18 protein-coding genes and 1 pseudogene are annotated in these 16,901 nt (G+C 69.7%); 11 read left to right on the top strand and 8 right to left on the bottom strand.

Going from position 1 to position 16,901, the window contains the following annotated elements:
• The first annotated feature begins 239 nt into the window (after positions 1–239).
• Together MCAG_RS04280 and MCAG_RS04275 are read left to right on the top strand one after the other, a co-directional pair.
• Positions 240–1,028, top strand: a complete 789-nt coding sequence (locus MCAG_RS04280; RefSeq protein WP_007071742.1) for an AraC family transcriptional regulator — start codon at positions 240–242, stop codon at positions 1,026–1,028.
• Between the two features lie 54 nt (positions 1,029–1,082).
• A complete protein-coding gene (locus MCAG_RS04275; protein ID WP_007071741.1) occupies positions 1,083–2,516 on the top strand; it encodes an aminotransferase class V-fold PLP-dependent enzyme in 1,434 nt (477 codons plus the stop codon).
• Between the two features lie 236 nt (positions 2,517–2,752).
• On the opposite strand, the gene MCAG_RS04270 is transcribed toward MCAG_RS04275, so the two are convergent.
• Both MCAG_RS04270 and MCAG_RS04265 read right to left on the bottom strand, forming a co-directional pair.
• Positions 2,753–3,448, bottom strand: a complete 696-nt coding sequence (locus MCAG_RS04270) for an NUDIX domain-containing protein (RefSeq protein WP_007071740.1) — start codon at positions 3,446–3,448, stop codon at positions 2,753–2,755.
• A gap of 17 nt (positions 3,449–3,465) precedes the next feature.
• A complete protein-coding gene (locus MCAG_RS04265; RefSeq protein ID WP_198141493.1) occupies positions 3,466–3,843 on the bottom strand; it encodes a DUF4406 domain-containing protein in 378 nt (125 codons plus the stop codon).
• A 57-nt stretch (positions 3,844–3,900) separates the two neighbouring features.
• On the opposite strand from MCAG_RS04265, the gene MCAG_RS04260 reads away from it, so the two are divergent.
• Complete coding sequence (locus MCAG_RS04260; protein ID WP_007071738.1) at positions 3,901–4,656, top strand: DeoR/GlpR family DNA-binding transcription regulator; 756 nt, start codon at positions 3,901–3,903, stop codon at positions 4,654–4,656.
• A gap of 9 nt (positions 4,657–4,665) precedes the next feature.
• Here the strand turns inward: MCAG_RS04260 and MCAG_RS04255 are convergent.
• Positions 4,666–5,261, bottom strand: a pseudogene (locus MCAG_RS04255) (TetR/AcrR family transcriptional regulator).
• 113 nt (positions 5,262–5,374) lie between these two features.
• On the opposite strand from MCAG_RS04255, the gene MCAG_RS04250 reads away from it, so the two are divergent.
• Both MCAG_RS04250 and MCAG_RS04245 read left to right on the top strand, forming a co-directional pair.
• Entirely contained in the window at positions 5,375–6,325 is a 951-nt protein-coding gene (locus MCAG_RS04250) for a proline dehydrogenase family protein (protein ID WP_007071736.1), read from the top strand.
• Positions 6,322–7,200: an LLM class flavin-dependent oxidoreductase gene (locus MCAG_RS04245; RefSeq protein WP_050777852.1), complete on the top strand. Its 879-nt coding sequence runs from the start codon at positions 6,322–6,324 to the stop codon at positions 7,198–7,200. The genes MCAG_RS04250 and MCAG_RS04245 overlap by 4 nt, the downstream gene beginning before the upstream one ends.
• Before the next feature lie 104 nt (positions 7,201–7,304).
• On the opposite strand, the gene MCAG_RS04240 is transcribed toward MCAG_RS04245, so the two are convergent.
• On the bottom strand, positions 7,305–7,991 hold the full coding sequence (locus MCAG_RS04240; protein WP_007071734.1) for a TetR/AcrR family transcriptional regulator: 687 nt from the start codon (positions 7,989–7,991) through the stop codon (positions 7,305–7,307).
• Positions 7,992–8,079: 88 nt separating this feature from the next.
• Between MCAG_RS04240 and MCAG_RS04235 the strand changes: the two genes are divergently transcribed.
• Entirely contained in the window at positions 8,080–8,940 is an 861-nt protein-coding gene (locus tag MCAG_RS04235) for an alpha/beta fold hydrolase (protein ID WP_007071733.1), read from the top strand.
• Between the two features lie 126 nt (positions 8,941–9,066).
• Here MCAG_RS04235 and MCAG_RS30335 read toward each other — a convergent pair whose 3' ends face one another.
• Entirely contained in the window at positions 9,067–9,540 is a 474-nt protein-coding gene (locus MCAG_RS30335) for a DUF3618 domain-containing protein (RefSeq protein WP_007071732.1), read from the bottom strand.
• Complete coding sequence (locus tag MCAG_RS04225; RefSeq protein WP_036376294.1) at positions 9,537–9,968, bottom strand: phage holin family protein; 432 nt, start codon at positions 9,966–9,968, stop codon at positions 9,537–9,539. The genes MCAG_RS30335 and MCAG_RS04225 overlap by 4 nt, the downstream gene beginning before the upstream one ends.
• A gap of 778 nt (positions 9,969–10,746) precedes the next feature.
• Between MCAG_RS04225 and MCAG_RS04220 the strand changes: the two genes are divergently transcribed.
• The 3 genes from MCAG_RS04220 to MCAG_RS04210 are packed head-to-tail and all read left to right on the top strand — an operon-like array spanning position 10,747 to position 12,255.
• Positions 10,747–11,202: a hypothetical protein gene (locus MCAG_RS04220; RefSeq protein WP_157547867.1), complete on the top strand. Its 456-nt coding sequence runs from the start codon at positions 10,747–10,749 to the stop codon at positions 11,200–11,202.
• A complete protein-coding gene (locus MCAG_RS04215; protein ID WP_007071729.1) occupies positions 11,199–11,654 on the top strand; it encodes a phage holin family protein in 456 nt (151 codons plus the stop codon). The genes MCAG_RS04220 and MCAG_RS04215 overlap by 4 nt, the downstream gene beginning before the upstream one ends.
• Complete coding sequence (locus tag MCAG_RS04210; protein ID WP_007071728.1) at positions 11,635–12,255, top strand: DUF3618 domain-containing protein; 621 nt, start codon at positions 11,635–11,637, stop codon at positions 12,253–12,255. Before MCAG_RS04215 ends, MCAG_RS04210 begins: the two co-directional genes overlap by 20 nt.
• Before the next feature lie 184 nt (positions 12,256–12,439).
• On the opposite strand, the gene MCAG_RS04205 is transcribed toward MCAG_RS04210, so the two are convergent.
• Positions 12,440–13,753 carry an alpha/beta fold hydrolase gene (locus tag MCAG_RS04205; RefSeq protein ID WP_050777850.1) on the bottom strand — a complete coding sequence of 438 codons (1,314 nt, stop codon included), beginning with the start codon at positions 13,751–13,753 and terminating at the stop codon, positions 12,440–12,442.
• A 352-nt stretch (positions 13,754–14,105) separates the two neighbouring features.
• Between MCAG_RS04205 and MCAG_RS04200 the strand changes: the two genes are divergently transcribed.
• A complete protein-coding gene (locus MCAG_RS04200) occupies positions 14,106–14,804 on the top strand; it encodes a hypothetical protein (protein WP_157547866.1) in 699 nt (232 codons plus the stop codon).
• 115 nt (positions 14,805–14,919) lie between these two features.
• Here MCAG_RS04200 and MCAG_RS04195 read toward each other — a convergent pair whose 3' ends face one another.
• Positions 14,920–15,849 carry an NADP-dependent oxidoreductase gene (locus tag MCAG_RS04195; RefSeq protein ID WP_007071725.1) on the bottom strand — a complete coding sequence of 310 codons (930 nt, stop codon included), beginning with the start codon at positions 15,847–15,849 and terminating at the stop codon, positions 14,920–14,922.
• An 89-nt stretch (positions 15,850–15,938) separates the two neighbouring features.
• Here MCAG_RS04195 and MCAG_RS04190 point away from each other — a divergent pair, with 89 nt between their 5' ends.
• Entirely contained in the window at positions 15,939–16,874 is a 936-nt protein-coding gene (locus tag MCAG_RS04190; protein WP_007071724.1) for an AraC family transcriptional regulator, read from the top strand.
• Positions 16,875–16,901 lie beyond the last annotated feature (27 nt).

Here is a 16,901-nt window from a genome sequence, read left to right as displayed (position 1 = left end):
CCCGCGCCGGTTCGCACCGCCTTCGCGGCCGAGCTGCACACCGCCCAGTGTCGCCGGATGATCTATTGGATCGTACCGTCGGGCGCCGGGGGAGTAGCACCAGCCAGTGACGGCGACCTGTTGCCCGACCGTCGCCATCGGAGGGCTGCTCCACAGCGGCGGCGCTACCACCTCCGGCTACGGTCGACGGGTAGCGGAGCCCGGCATTGCTGTGATCACCCCGCACGGACGGAGTCAGGATGCTCGACGGGGTCAGAACTCTGACGCTGGCCTTCGATGGACACCGTTTCCCTCGGCATGCCCACGAGCACTGGTCGATCGCGGTCATCGACGGCGGCGGTGGATCGTTCCGATGTTCTGGTGCCGGCCACCGGTTCGCGTCCGGCAGCGTGACCGTCCTGCATCCGGCGGAGGCCCACGACGGTGCCCCAGGCCCAGGCGGGATCCGGTACCGAAGTCTGGCGGTACCGGAGGCGGTGATCAAGAACGCGCTGGGGACCAGTGGAACGCCCTCGTTCGTCAACCGAGTGTTCCAAGACGACGCGGCCCATACCCTCCTCGATCGGGCCCATCGCGCTCTGACCGGCAACCCCCCCGACCTTCGGTTGGACGGGGTCGTCGTTGACGCACTCGACCACCTGTTCGGGGCGCATGCCAGCGGCGGTCGCGGTCGGGCCTCGGGCGGCCACGGGTCCGTGGTGGCGGCAGTCAGCCGGTACGTGGACGAGCGCCTGGACTCGCCCATAACGCTCGCGGACCTGGCGGCCCACCTGGAAATCAGCCCCGTCGTGCTGCTTCGGCGCTTTCGGGCCGAGGCTGGCATGGCGCCGTACGAGTACGTGGTGTCGCGGCGGGTGGACGTCGCACGGGGATTGCTCGCCCGCGGCGTTCCGATCGCCGACGTGGCGGTGCACGCCGGATTCGCCGACCAGAGTCACCTCACGCGGCACTTCAAGCGGGTCGTCGGGATCACTCCCGGCGACTATCTACGGCGTCCAGCCGTGTCGAGATCGTTCAAGACAGGCTGACTCCGGGCCGCCAGGATCGGGCAGGTTCAGCAAGCCCGGATCTGGAAGGCCCTGATGTCGGAGATTCCGCCACCCCTCCGTTTGCCCGCCGAGAGCATGCGCAAGATCGGCTATCGAGCAGTGGACGAGATCGTGCACCACTTGTCGACGTTGCGTGAACGCCCGGTCGGCCGGCCGCACGACAGGGCCGAGCTGGAACGGACCCTGGACGTCGACATCCCGATTGGACCGACCGAGGCGCAGGACGTCCTCGACCACGTCGTCCGGCTCCTTTCGAGCACGATCACCCACACCGATCACCCTCGGTTCATGGCCTACGTTCCCGGCCCCTCCACCTTCGCGGGCCCCTTGGCGGACTTCCTCGCGTCGGGCTTCAACGTCCACGCGGCAGGTTGGATACTCGGGGCTGGCCCGGCGATCGTCGAGCAGGCCACGATCGACTGGCTCCGCCGGATGTGCCGGCTTCCGAAGACCTGCGGCGGTCTGTTCCTCAGTGGCGGCACGATGGCGAACCTGGTCGCGCTCCACGCCGCCCGAGTGGACGGGGGCGCCGCGGCCGGCGGTCAGGAACTCGTCGTGTACGTCACCGCGCAGACCCACGCGTCGATCCGGCGGGGCCTGAGCTTCCTTGGTTTCGCCGATCGCCAGGTGTGCATGGTGCCAGTGGACGCAAGCTATCGGCTCGACCCGAGCGCATTGGACGCGGCGATCCGGCGTGACCGGCAACTCGGGCGGTGGCCGCTTTGTGTCGTGGCGACGGCCGGCACCACGAACGCCGGCACGGTCGACCCGCTGCCGGCGATCGCCGAGGTCTGCGAGCGTCACGGCGTATGGTTGCATGTCGACGGCGCGTACGGCGCTCCCGCGATGCTCACCGAGGCGGGGCGGAAGGTTCTCGCTGGCCTGGACCTGGCCGACTCGATCGCCATCGACGCCCACAAATGGCTATTCCAGCCGTACGGCTGCGGCTGCCTTCTGGTCCGCAACGCTCGTGCGCTGACAGCTGCATACAGCCTGCACGCGGAGTACCTGACAGAAAACCGCCTCGGCGACGAACCGCTCAGCTACTACGACTACGGTCCCGAGCTAACCCGTCGGTTCCGGGCACTCAAGCTGTGGATGTCGCTACGTACCTTCGGGGCCGATGCGTTCCGCGATGCCGTCGCGCACGGCCTCGCGCTGGCCGAGCGAGCCCAGGCGCTGCTCGCCGCCCGTCCGCACTGGTCGGTCACGACGCCGGCGCAGCTCGGTATCGTGACCTTCCGGCCGCACACTTCGGAGCTGCCGCCAGCCGACATCGACGCACTGACCCGGGACATCGCCGCGAAGACGCTGCCCGACGGGTTCGCCATGGTGTTGTCCACGGAACTCGGCGGCAGGCCGGTTCTGCGGCTGTGCACGACGCATCCCGAAACCAGCGAGGACGACTTGGTCGCGGTCATCGACCGGCTAGAAGCGCTGGCCCCGGAAGGTGTCGCCTGGCCGTAGGAACGAGGTTTGGCTGGATAGCTGGCCGCCATCAGGAGCGCGACTCAGGTGGCGGTCGGTTGATCCTTGTGGTAGATCATTCCGCCGGTCAGCTCGTCCAGCGGCCGGTGCGGCCGGCGACCGTCAGCCGGGGCCTGCACCCGACGGTGGATTTCCACCCTCGGGGCACGACGCCGACGGCTCCGATCGGAGCACCTGGTTCGTCACCGGCCTCCACCTACCTTCCGCTCCGGCCGTCAGCGGACGGCGCGGAACGGGCCGCGCAGTGCGGCCCACTGCAGCAACATGATGGTCTTCGCATCGACGATGCGCCCGTCGTGCGCCATGTCGAGCGCCTCCGCGAACGGCAGCTCGACGACGGTGATGTCCTCGCCCTCGTCGGCGACCCCGCCGCCGGCCCCGGTACGCGCGGCCGGCGTGTACCCGGCGGCGTAGCAGTGCAGCCGTTCGGTCACGGAGCCAGGGCTGGTGTAGACGTCGAACACACGCTCGAGCTCACCGACGGTGACGCCCAACTCCTCGGCCGTCTCCCGGCGGATCGCCGCGTCGGGGGCGTCGTCGTCGAGGAGCCCGGCCGCGGTCTCCAGCATCATCCCGTCGGGGTGCCCGTTGACGTAGACCGGGTAGCGGAACTGGCGGGTGACCAGAACCGTGCCGCGGTCGACGTCGTAGAGCAGAATGGTCGCGCCGTTGCCCCGGTCGTAGGTCTCGCGTTGCTGCCGACTCCAGGTGCCGTCGGCGTGCCGGTAGTCAAACGTGGTGCGCCGCAGCACGTACCACGCGCTGGCGAGCAGTTCTACGTCACGGACGACCACGTCGGGGTTGCCGGTGAGGTGACGACCCGCCCGGTCCAGGCCCGTGCGGCCGCGCGCGTCGGGCACGTCAATGCCCGGCACACCGGTGGGACTCGACGGCGCGTCCGGCTCGGTCATTGTCGATCCGGCGCCGCTCACGCCGCGACGCCCGGCACGTCGGCGACGTCGTAGTACACCGGCACCCCGCGCTCGCGCGCGATGGCCACATCCTGATCGGCGCCGGTGGAGGCCCCGGGCAGTCGTAGCACCGCGTCGCAGTGTTGCAGCAGCCGTTGCGCGGTGGGGTAGAGCACCTCCTGCGCGATCGGGTCGCCGACGCCGTCGGTGCCCGCGCCACGCAGCACCGGCAGGGCGACCCACTCGCCGATCATCGGTACATGCCCGGCCCGGAAGATCGGCCAGGCCGCTTCCTCGAGCCGGCGCAGGTTGGCCGCCAGCAGGTCAGGGTGGTCGCCGGTGCCCGACCGGTACGGGCCGGCGATGAGGATCATCAGGGGTTTCGCTGTGGTCATGAGCATGAGACTATCGGCAGATCGTGCATAAACAAAGAACAACGTGAAGGAACGTGCATGTTGGCTGCGCAACGTCGAGACCTGCTGCTGGACCGGCTGCGCCGGGACCGGCGGGTCGTCGCCAAAGACATCGCGACCGAGCTCGGCATCTCGGAGGACACGATCCGCCGCGACCTGCGCGACCTGGCCGCCGCCGGGATGTGTCAACGGGTGTACGGCGGCGCGCTGCCCGCCTCGCCGGCGGTGGCCGACTACCCGACCCGCCGCCAGGTCGGGGTCGACTCCAAGGAACGGGTCGCCACGGCCGCCGCCGCGCTGGTGCAACCCGGCATGACGATCATCGTCGATGGCGGTACCACCGCGCTCGCGGTCGCCCGGGCGCTGCCCGCCTCGCTGCGGGCCACCGTGGTCACCCACAGCCCGACCGTGGGTGCCGCGCTCGCCGAGCACCCCGGCGTCGAGGTGTACCTGCTCGGCGGTCGGCTGTTCAAGCACTCGGTGGTCGCGTGCGGCGCAGCCGCTGTGGAGGCCGCGCAGGCCGTCAACGCGGACCTGTTCCTGCTCGGGGTCACCGGAGTCCACCCCGACGCCGGCCTGACCACCGGCGACGCGGACGAGGCCGCGATGAAACGCGCCCTCGCTCAGCGGGCGGCCGACACCTACGTGCTGGCGAGCGCGGAGAAGATCGGCGCGGCGTCGCGGTTCGCTGTCCTGCCGCTGACCGCCGTCGCGGGCATCGTCACCGACGCGCCGCCGGAAGATGACACCCTGCGGCGACTCGTCGATGGCGGACTCGCGATCGTCCATGCCTGAGCGGCGGTGTCACTCGGCGTCGTCGTGGTCCAGTGCGATGAGTGCCCGCCGTACGGCCGCGCGCTGGGCCGCGACCGGATAGGTTGCCGGGTCGACCGCGCTGAGCGTGTTGAGCCCTTCGACGAGCGCCACCAACCCGATCGCGGCCTGCCTGGCCTGGGTTGCCTTCCAGTGCGGCTTGGCGGCGCGGACCAGTCGGCTCAGGCGCGACACCAGGGCCGGTTGCCCGCCAGGTGGTGATCTGCCAGCTCGGGCGAGGCTGGCGCCGCGGCGAGGAAGCTGATCCACACTCGCGCTTCCTCCGCGCCGTCACGGTCGAGTGCGAGCAGCGTCAGCATGACGTTCTCCAGTACTTCTGCCGGGGTGCCGCCCTGCCGCTCCACCGCGTCCACCCGGGCGGCGGCGCGCTCGAACAGCGTTTGGCGGGCGTGCGCGAGCAACGCCTGCTTGCTGGGGAATGTGTGGAACACCAGGCCGGAGGTGCAGCCGACCCGCTCGGCGACCGCGCGGACGGTGAGGCCGGCGATGCCGCGCTCGGCCAAGACCGCCCAGGTCGCGGAGGACAGCGCCGCTTGTTGCTGCGCCAGGTCCCGCGTTCTCGCCATGGCGGTGTCCCTCCGAATGTCGCGTCGGTGACGTTGACGTTTGCCGTACCACTCGTTACCGTAATGTCCGTTACCGTAACGTACGGCACGGAAAGCGCACGAGGGAGTGGCCGATGAGGACGTCAAACGAGGCCGCGGCGGCGGATGTGCTTCGACGATGGGCGCTTGACGAGGAGTTGAAGCACGTCGTCATGTCGTCGCCGCAACTGTCGGCCGTCGCGTCGAGGATCGCCCGGCGGTACACCGCGGGTGAGACCATCGACGACGCGATCGAGACCGCCCGGGCGAGCATCGCGCGCGGTCATCGCGTCAGCATCGAGTACGCCGGGGAGAGCGTCCGCGACGCCCAGGTGGCCGACGCCGAGACCGAGGTCTTTCTGGCGCTCATCGAGCGACTCCGCCGGGAGGCCGTCGCGGCGACGGTGTCGTTCGACCTGTCGCATGTCGGGTCTCTGGTCGACCCTGCCCTCGCACTGCGCAACGCGCGCCGCATCGCGACTGCGGTGGAACGGCTCGGCACCACCCTCATGATTTCCGCCGAGGGCTCCGATCGTACCGATCTGGTGCTCGATCTGTACGACGAGCTGACCCGTGACCACGGGAACGTCGGCATCACGCTGCAGGCGCGACTGCACCGCAGCGTGAAGGACCTGGACCGGCTGCTCGACCGGCCGGGCCCGATCCGGCTCGTTCAAGGCGCGTTCCTGGAGTCTGTCGACGTCGCGTTCCCCCGGGGTTCGGCGCAACTGCGCGAGGCCTATCTGCGGTTCGCCGACCGGCTCATCGACAGCGGCCACCCGACCGCCATCGCCACCCATGACGCCGACCTCGTTGACTCGGTCACGGCACGCCACCCCGACCTGATGGCCGCCGGGAACGTCGAGTTCGAGATGCTGCTCGGTCTTGGTACCCAGCTCCACGATCGGCTGCGACGCGCCGGCTTCCGCACCCGCGAGTACGCCGTCTTCGGCCGCGAGTGGTGGCTCTACGTGTTGAACCGCATCGCGGAGGAGCCCCACCGGGTGTACGACGCGATCGTGGCCGCCGGCGCGCGCCAGTCATGAGCGAACTGGTGGACGGCGGGTTGGACGTGGTGATGTGGCCGGACCGTCCGTGGCCTGACCTGCGCACCGAGTGGCAGCACGCGGAGCGGATCGGGATCGGCCGGGGCTGGCTCTGGGACCACCTCGTGCTTGCCGGTCGGCCGATCTGGCACGACGCGTACGTCGCCCTCTCCGCCGCGGCGGCCGTGACCGACCGGATCGGCGTCGGCACGATGGTGACCGCGCCGAACTTCCGCCACCCGGTGACGACCGCGAAGGCGGCGCTGAGCCTGGACGCGGTGAGCGGTGGCCGGTTCGTGCTCGGGCTCGGTGCCGGCGGCGGGGGCGCGGATGCCGACGCGTTGGGTGCGCCGCCCCGCTCAGCCGCCGAGCGGCATCGGCGGTTCACCGAGTTCGTTGAACACACCCATCGGCTGCTCACCGAGCCGGCGCCGACCGTGACCGGCCAGTGGTTCACCGCTCGCAACGCCGACCTCGGCGGTGGTGTGCATAGCCGGCCGCCGATTGCCGTCGCCGCGACTGGGCCGCGCGGCATGGCTCTGACAGCCGCCCGGGCCGACCTCTGGCTCACACAGGACGTGGCGAAAGACCCACGGGTCGCCGCGCCAACCGCGTACGCCGAGGTTCGTCGGCAGTTGGGCCAGTTGCGCGAGGCGTGTGAACTGGCCGGGCGCGACTGGCGAACCCTGCCCCGGCTCGTGGTGCTCGGCTACGGCGACGAGCGCCCCCTGGCCTCGACCGAGGCGTTCCGCGACTGCCTCGGCCGGTACACCGAACTGGGGATCACACGGCTGGCGGTGCTGTGGCCGCGCGGCCCCGACACCGCACGGCAGCTCGACGTCCTGGAGCAGGCGGCGGCCATCGCATGCGCCTGAACTTGTGGGATACGGGGCCGGTGTCAGGGGGGGCGGCATCGCGCAGCAGATCCGTGTACACCGACGTGTCGAGGCGTCGGTCTGCGCGACGGCGTAGTCGTGCATCAGCTGGGCCCGGTAGCGGCCGGAGTCCAGCTGGGTAGGCCGGCACCGTCTTCGGCAGCGCTCTCCCGGCGCTCGTTACCGGCACTCAGGTTCGCCACCAGCTCGGCCGTACGGGAGGCGGGCACGCCCGAGACGGTCAGCATGCTGACCGCGGCGGCGGGGCCGGCTGCGTCGGCGTCCAGCAGGCCGTCGTTCACCGCCTCCATGAGGGCGATGAGCATCTGCTCGTGCAGGTACGTCAGGGCTCGTGCCGACAACGGAGAGGTGAAGACGCCCTGATCGAGGCCGAGTTGGATCATCTCCACGGACGCCTCGCGGACTGGGGCGAGGCGATCCCGAATGCCTTGGACGGTGACGCTGCGCTGAGCGAGCGCGACAAGGATCCGGTAGCGGTCCGCTACCTCCCAAACCGCGAGTGTCGAGCGTACGAGTGACTCCTCGGGGTCCGCCACGCTCTTGAGGCCCGCGGCGTTCGCCGCCGCGACCGCTTCCACCGCCCCGTCGAGCAGCGTGCTGATCAGCGCCTCGCGGCTCGGGAAATGCCCATACACCGTGCGGCGAACGACGCCGGCCGCCCGGGCGATCTGGTCCATCGACGCATCCGGGTTGCGCAGCAACTCGGCGAGGGCGACGTCCAGGATGCGCCGCCGGTTGAGATCGGCACGGCTGGGGTCGGGCGTGGTCATGGCTTCACCCTACGCAAGTTGCACAGCGCTGTGCAACTGGGGTGAATGGGCGGCATCATCTTCGTGCTATCGGGGTACGTCGCCCGCCATGTTCCAAGGTTTCAAGGATGAGCGGATCAACGTGGGTGAGGTGGACCTTCGTGTCCGGCACGCGGGCGAAGGGCCACCGGTCCTGCTCATCCATGGTCATCCGCGTACCGGCTCTACCTGGCACCGGGTCGCACCGCGACTGGTGGAGTTGGGCCACACGGTGGTTTGCCCGGACATGCGAGGCTACGGGCGGTCGGGCAAAGCCGAGATCCGCCCGGACCATGCGCAACAGTCCAAGCGCGCGGTGGCGCGCGACCTCGTCCATCTGATGACCTCGCTGGGGCACTCGCACTTCGCGGCCGTGGGCCACGACCGTGGCTGCTATGTGGCGTTGCGCATGGCGCTCGACCACCCGGATCGAGTGAGCCGGCTGGTGGTGCTGGACGGCATCCCCATCAGCGAGGCCCTCGCCAGGTGCGACGCCACATTCGCACATGACTGGTACCACTGGTTCTTCTTCGCACAGCCGGACAAGCCGGAGCGCGCGATCCTGGCCGACCCGGACGCCTGGTACGGCGCCGCCCGGCCCGACGCCATGGGCGCCGAGAACTACCAGGAGTTCCGCGCAGCCATCCACGATCCGCCCACCGTACGGGCGATGCTGGAGGATTACCGCGCCGGCCTGAGCATTGACCGCGAGCATGAGGAAGCCGACCGGCGCGCCGGGCGTACCGTGCGTTGTCCGACCCTGTTCCTGTGGTCCACCCGCGACGACCTGGTGGAGCTGTACGGTGACCCGCTCGCCGTGTGGCAGCCATGGGCGGACGATCTGCGCGGCGCGCCCATCGAGTCGGGCCACCACGTGGCGGAGGAGAACCCGTTGGCTCTTGCCGCGGCTGTTCATCACTTTCTGAGTTGAACGGTGACAGCCGCCGCGGTCGTCAGACTCCCGTTTTCGGCACGTGGCTGACCGTGCCCGTCGCGGTCGCCAGCGAGAGGTTGGAGGGCAGGTTGCGGGTCCTCTCAGTTTTGCGGTGTCGGTCGGTCACTTCTGGAGGCGGCGTCGATAGGCCATGACCGCGAGGGTGGCGGCGGTGCCGGCGGCGGCGAGGACCGGTGCGGGTTTCGCGCGCACCGAGCTGCCGATCTTGGTCGTCGCGGTGCGGGCGGAGCTGACCAGGGTCGACTTGGCCTTACCGGTGTTCTGTGCGCCGGCTTTCGCTGAGTCGCGTACTGCGGCGCTGGCATGTTGGGCTTTCTGCGAGACCGGCTTGGCGCGCTGGGATGCCTTCTGGCTCATTGTTCGGGCTAACTGCGTCGCTTTGGTCTTCGCCGACTGGCTGGCCTGGGTGACACGCTGTCGGAGTCCGCCGACGGCGGTAGTGGCTTTGGTGCGTGCGCGGGTCTTGACGTCGGTCTTGGCGGTCAGTGCGGCTACGGTCTCACCAAGTTCCGCGCGTGTCTGCTGGATGTCGCGTCGGGTCTGGTCCGGGTCGCTGCTTCCCGGTGGCGTCCTCATGGCTGCCTCCGACTCGCTGCGCCACGTATCGCCTCGGTGTCGGCTCGCACGCTGTCTCTGGTCGTCGTGGGCGTGACGGGCATGGCCTTGCTGACCTGCTTCTTACCGCGTTGGGCCGTGATGGCGGCGGCGATGGCAAGGATCACCGTGACGATCAGGGCGGCCACAGCATCGGGCATGATCGCGGCCAGGGCCAGCACGATCGTGGCGGCGGCGGTCCCACCGGCGAGGAGCCCGAGCACCGCACCGCCACCGAGCAGTCCAGCACCGACGCCCGCGCGCTTGCCCTTGGTGGTCATCTCTGTCCGCGCCATCGTCAGCTCGTCGCGCACCAACCGGGTGATCTGCTCAGTGGCGCGCTGCACCAACTCGGCGACCGGCGTGTCAGCAGACGCAGCGCCGGGGTTGCCGCCAGGTCGTTCTGGCATCATTGCCCTCATCTCTCACAACGGGATGGTCCGAGGCACTGCCCGGGTCAACCGTGCTGCGCTGCAGGCATGCTCACAGCCCCCCGAGGCGGGGCGTCGATACGCCCGGCGAGCGATGGATCAAGGCCCTCGTCGAACTTCCCGGCGACCTCGCCCGTCGGGAAGCCGCCAGCCTGCCGGCGTCGCAGCCTGAACGTGCCCGCCGCCCCGGTCACCGCCCCAGCCGCGAAGGCAAGGATGAGCGCTTGCCGCGCGGTGGATTTTCTCTTCCGTGCCATGGCTACCCCTTGAGTCCAACGTGCCCGCATAGTCTTGATTGTTGGGCTCGGCCGACGAAGCTACGCACCAAATCGGCAGACTTGCATAAAGGCGAGCGCCGCCTGCGTATTGGTCGCCGTGAGCTGCCGTTTCCTCACGCGGATGTGGCGGTGAGGAAGACTGGGAGCATCTGGTCCGGGACACCGGTCTCCTCGACCGGCGGCCCGGTCGCTACGCGTTACGTGGACGGTGGCGCTGGGTTGTCTCGCTGTGGTGGGCGTGGTGTTCCACCCGACATGGTCAACCTGGCGGGGTCGAGGGGTGTGACCTGCGCGGTTTGGGGTATCCGCCGCTTCGGCTGACGGGGCTGGTGCTGACAGGGCTGGTTTCGCCCACAGAGGGGGGCACACGTATGACTAAGCAACAGAGCCCGGCAATGGGCGGTGCCCAGTCGCAGGTGCAGGCGGCTCGGTCGCAGGCGCCCGCGGCTGCTCACAGTGTGCAGCATGCGGGTAGCGAGATGACGCATGGTGCGGTCGAGCAGGGCAAGGCCACTGCCGCGGAGGCGAACCGGCAGGTGCGCAACCTGCTCGGTCAGGCCACTAGCCAGCTCAACCAGCAGGCCGACACCCAGCAGAAACGCGCAGCCGCCGGGCTTCGGTCACTCGGCGACGAGCTGGAGTCGATGTCCAGCCAGGACGAGCGGCGCGGTCTTGCCGGTGATTTGGCCCGGCAGGCGGCGGAGCAGGCCCACCGGGCCGCGGACTGGCTGGACGAGCGCGAGCCCGGTGCCGTGGTGGCAGAGGTACGCGACTTCGCACGCCGCCGGCCCGGTCTGTTCCTGGCTGGGGCGGCGGTGGCCGGGATGCTGGCCGGGCGATTGACCCGCAGCATCGCCTCGGACGGCGAGGCAGGTGCCGGCGGGTCCGAGGGACAACAACCCCTGTCGTCGCACAGGGGTCAGGTGGGCACATGAGCGCCTCAGCACGGGGCCGAGCCGAAGCTGCGCCCGACCGGACACAGGCATCCCTCGGCGAGCTGCTCGGGGACGTCACCCGTGACGTGTCGACGCTCGTGCGTCAGGAGGTTCAGCTCGCCAAGGCCGAGGTGCGCCAAGAGGTGCGCGCTGCCGGTCAAGCGGCCGGCATGTTCGGTGGTGCCGCCCTGGCGGGGTTCATGACCCTGCTGTTCCTGTCGTTCGCGCTCTGGTGGGCGCTGGCGAACGTGATGGATCAGGGGTGGGCGGCACTGATCGTCGCCGGAATCTGGGCCGTCATCGGTGTAGTCCTGTTCACGGTGGCGCGCGGCCGGCTTCGTCGGGTCAAGCCCGGCCTGCCCCGTACCACCGAAACGGTCCGCCAGGTTCCGGGCGCCTTCACCCGCCATCAGAACGCAGAGAGGAACGACGGTGACAGCCGATCCAGATGACATCCGCTCCGACATCGAGAGAACCCGCGCCCGTCTCAGCGGCGACGTGAACTTGCTGACCGACAAGGTGAATCCACGTCGGGTCGCCGATCGAAAGATGCACGAGGCGCGGGGCCGGCTATCCGCCCTCAAGGATCGGATCATGGGCAGTGCAGCCCACGCGGGTGAGACCGGCCGGGCGAAGACCTCGTCGGCCGCCCACCAGGTGGCCGCTGCCGGCTCACAGGCCAAGGAGACGGTGGGAACACTTCCGCAGAAACAACGCGAAGCCACCCAGGGCAATCCACTCGCCGCTGGACTCATCGCGTTCGGGCTCGGTGCTCTCATCTCGTCCCTGCTGCCCCCGTCAGAACCGGAACGACGGGCGGCCGGTCAGGCGAAGGGCAAGGTCACCGAGCACTCCGAGGAGATCAGGCAACAGATGCGCACCACCGCCCACCAGATGCAGGACAACCTACGTCAACCCGTACAGGAAGCAGCCGGCGCAGTCAAAGACCAGGCAGCCAAGAGCGCCTCGACAATGCGCGAACAGGGACAGGCCACCGCCGGGGAACTACGCGGGCAGGCAGAACAGACCAAGGAGAACATCCGCCGCCAGTAACGGGCGCAACCTGCGAGGCCGTGGGGAGTGGGGCGATCTCTACGCAGTCCCGCCACCAAGAGCGAGCGTGTTCACCGCTACTGCTGCCGCGTAGGTGGCCAGAGCGCCCGCCGACGATCGTGATCGTCGGCGGGCGCTCTGATCAGGCCCCAGCAGATGGCTCGGGCAGCCTCGTGGTCAGCCCTCAACAGGCTATGTCGCTTGCCGGGAGCACTCCGGTGACGAGGTAGTCGACGACGGCGCCGTTGAGGCAGGCGTTGCCGAAGTGCGGGAACGGCGCATGGGTCTGCGCGTCGATCGTGACCAGCCGAGAGCCGTGGACCGCCGCAGCGACCGCGCGTGAATTGGCGATGGGCACGGACACGTCCCGCAGCGCGGCCGTCACCAGCACACCCGGCGCACGGTTGCCGGCCAGCGGCACCCGGTTGTCCGCACCGGACGGCCAGAAGGCACAGGCGTTGATGTTCGCGTTGGCCGGGCCGAAGCTTGGGTACTGGGCCGAATACCGGCGCACGTCGGCCACATAGGTGTGCAAGGCGCGCGGCCAGGCGTTGTCGCCGCACCGGTAGGCCATGTTCACCGCCGTGTGGTTGTCCGCCGGTACGCCGGGCACGCCCGGCCGCGCGGAAGGGTAGAGCGGGAACGGCACCGGCGGCGGCGAGCCGTCCCGAATGGCCGCGAGATCGGCCGCGACGTACGGGAAGTACTGCTCGAAGAAGATGGCGATGATGACGAGGTTGCCCAGTTCGCCCGCCGTCCACGCGTGCCCGTCGACCTTGATGGGTGTGGTGGCCGCCAGGTCGAGCAGCGCCTCGATGTTCGCCTCGACCTCGGTCGCGGTGTTGCCGAAACCGTACCCGCCGCTCTTAGCGACCCACGCCGCGAACGCGTCCAGCCCGGCCTCGAAGGCGGGCGTGCGGGACAGTTCGAACTGCCGCCAGATCAGGTCACCATTGATCGGGCTGTCCAGCACAAACCGGTCCACGCGCTCGGGAAACAGCGTGGAGTAGGTCGCCCCGAGCATGCCCGCGTAGGAGCCACCGAGATATGAGATCTTCGGCTCGCCGAGCGCCTTGCGGATTTCGTCCATGTCCCGTGCGGCGTTGGCTGTGGTGGCGTGTGGTAGCGCCCATCCGCTGACGTCGGCGCATGCCTGCGCATACCGCCGCGCCTCGGACACCTGGGCCACGAACCGGTCCAGGCTGCCGGGGTCGCGTACCCAGAATCCGCCCGGCTCCTCGGCCGCCTGGCCGCAGCTGATCGGGGTGCTCTGCTCGACAAAGCGGATGTCGAAACCTATCAGGTCGTATCGGGCGCGCACCTCCTGCGGCAGCACGGCCGCCAGTTCCTCGGGCAGCTGCACGCCGGGGCCGCCCGGCCCGCCGCCGGTGGTCAACAGAACGCCGCGGCGCTGCGCGGGATCGGTCGCGGGCAGACGGGACACGGCGATGTCGATGCTGCGGCCGCCCGGCCGGCGATAGTCGAGGGGCACCTTCACCTTTGTGCAGCGTATGTCCGGATGGGACGCGCCGGGGCACGCTCCCCACTGCAGTTCCGCCCGTGCCGCGACAGCCGGCGCCCCGGCGCTGACCACGACGATGGTAGCGGCCGTGACAGCCAGTGAAGTCAATAGCTTCATGTAGATACATTAACGGGCGTCGCCACGGGGGTTCGATCTTGCATGGGCCGCTTCGATCGTGGTGGAGGGGCGGCGGCCGGTGTGCCGTTCGAGCTGCCGGCGGCCGGCGAGCTCCGAGAACGGCTGGGCGGCCGGCTGGAAAGCCGGGCCCGGCGCCGCCGTGGGCAGTTATGGTACGTATTCCATCGATAGGGTGGATACGCTCGGTGCCATGGCGAGCCCATCAGCGTTCCTACGCGTGCTGCTCGGCGTGGTGGTCGTAGCTGCCGCAAGCGCCTGCGACCCGAGCACCCCGGATGCGGGCGCGACGACAAGTCCCGCCACCGCCGGCCCGCCGCCCTCTCCGGTCGTGGTCGGCCGGGAGCGTCCTGTAAAGATCACCGGACCGCAGGCCGGTCTACTGACCCAGGAGCAGATCGAAGCGGCCGTGCCGGGCAAGTCGGGCCCGGGCGTCTCGTTCACCGAACAGGTGCTGCCCGAACTGCAGGAGAAGACGCTCGACATGGGAGGAGTCCCGGGGAAGATCACCGCCGCCACCTGTGCCGGTGGCAAGATTAAGCTGGCGCCCATGGCGGGCACCTGGTGCACGGTCGTCTTCCGCGGCCTGCGGGTGGATTGGAACGTGGTCATCGAGCCCGACTACCGGCCGGGGGATGGTGTAATCCACTACACGGTGCATCCCCGTAAGCGCATACTGACCGCGAAACTGCTGTACGACCATGCCTGGCGGTACTACGAAGACATGTCGGACGAGGTGCGGTGCGACAAGCTCCCGGAGATCTGGCTGGCCGAGAAGGGGAAGAGCACCGGATACTCGTGCCAGTACCTCCGCACGGTGTCGAACACCGAACGGCGCTGGGTGGACGAGGAGATCTTCGTACGGGATGACGGCGAGTTCCGCTTCGGTTGAGCCACCCGGGAGTCGCCGGTGACCGGTGCCGCTCGACGCGCGCGAGAGAACAGATCCCGACTGTCAGGCCGACCGAACCCCCGGCGCGCCTGTCACGCTCTGCAGGACCCAGCGCTCAAGGAACGATGATGACCTTGCCTCGGATCCGGCCGGCCTCGCTGAGGCGGTGGATGGCGCCGAGGCCGGCCAGTGGGCGCGACTCGCTGATGTCGATGGTGACCACACCCGCGTCGACGAGCTCCACCAGCGCCGCCAGATGCTCCACGTCATTGCGGGCGACAATGTGCATCGCAGTCACCCCGGCATCGGCAGGCGGCTCGATCGGGGTGGCGATCGAGACGATCCGCCCGCCCGGCCGCACCAGCGGCGCCAGGGCCGCGGCGTCCGGTGGGTTCAGCGGGACCAGGTTGAGCAGCGTGTCCACCGGGCCGTCGAGCGCGGCAACCACCGGCGTGGCGGTGTAGTCGATCACCTGGTCCGCCCCCTGCCGCCCGACCGCCTCGGCGCTGCGGGCGCTGGCCGTGGCGATCACCTCGGCTCCCGCGTACTTGGCGAGCTGCGTCACGAAGCCACCGACGCCTCCGCCCGCACCGTTGACCAGTACCCGCTGACCGGCGGCTACCTTCCCGTGCTCGAACACCGCCTGCCACGCCGTGAGGCCGGCCACGGGAAGGGCCGCAGCGTTTGCGAGAGGGACGGAGGCGGGAGCCGTGACCAGCGTGGCCACGGGCGCCCGTACGTACTCGGCGGCCGCACCCGCGCTGTCAAGCCGCCCGATGACCCGGTCGCCGACGGCGAACCCCTCCGCACCCGCGCCGATCTCGGCGATAGTGCCGGCGACGTCCCATCCGAGCGTGTAGGGCAGGTCCAAGGGAAAGGACCCCCGCAGCAGTCCGGCCCGCAACGCGGCCTCGGTGGGGTTGAACGAGGTCGCGGCGACACGGATGAGCACTTCACCTGATGCAGGCTGAGGGCGCGCAACGTCGTCGTAGCGGATCACGGACGCGTCACCGTAGTCGTGGATACGTGCGGTCTTCATCTTCATGCCGCGAATCTACGACTCCATACGGAGACGATCCATGCGGCAGAGTGCCCAGTTCATACGCGTACGTCTCGCCCGCGTAGTCTCACCGCATGGATGTGCTCAGTGACGTCATCGCGGTGATGCGGACCGGGCGGCCTCGGTCGGCGCACGTGCGGTGGCATGCCCCGTGGGGTCAGGAGTTCGCCTCCGTACCGGGGTCGGCGGGCTTTCAGGTGATCCTGCAGGGCTCCTGCTGGCTACGCCCTCCAGACGCAGAGCCCGTCCCGCTGGGCGTGGGCGACGTGGTGTTCCTGCCCCACGGCAGTGGGCACACCCTGGCCGACAGCCCCGAAACCTTGGCGACGGCCCCCGCTTGCGACCCCGACGACCCCCGATTTGCCGAGCCCTACAGGTCGGACAGCGTCGACCGGACCGGAGACTACGGTCCGGTCACCGTCGTGCTCTGTGGGACCTACCAGCTCGACCCGTCCCGCACCCACCCGCTGCTGCGTGACCTGCCTGACCGGATCCACCTCCCCGCGCACCCGGCTCGCCACCCGGAACTGCGCTCGGCCGTGGGGCTACTGGCCGCCGAACTGGAGCACCCGCGCCTCGGCACGGACGCGGCCGTCCCCGCGCTCCTGGACACATTGCTGCTGTACATCCTGCGCATCTGGTTCAACGAACAGCCCGCCCGGGGCAACACCACCGGCTGGGCCGCCGCGCTCAACGACCCGCCGGTAACCGCCGCCCTCCACGCCATCCACCGGGCCCCGGCGGCACCGTGGACAGTGGCGAAGCTCGCCGCGGAAGCGGGGCTCTCCCGCGCACCGTTCGCCAGGCGCTTCGCCACGCTGATCGGCCAACCACCCCTCAGCTACCTGACCTGGTGGCGGATGACCACGGCCGCGCGCCTGCTGCGGGCATCGGACGCACCATTGAAATCCGTCGCCGCCCAGGTGGGCTACGCCTCCGAGTTCGCCTTCGCCAACGCGTTCAAGCGCACGTACGGGACAGCCCCCGGCACGTTCAGACGGCGGAACTGAATCCAGTGCAGGCATCCTGGGCACGCT

The organism is Micromonospora sp. ATCC 39149 (assembly GCF_000158815.1).
GTDB lineage: Bacteria > Actinomycetota > Actinomycetes > Mycobacteriales > Micromonosporaceae > Micromonospora.
Note: the sequence above shows the minus strand (reverse complement) of the source record. Positions and strands in the feature narration are given on the sequence as shown.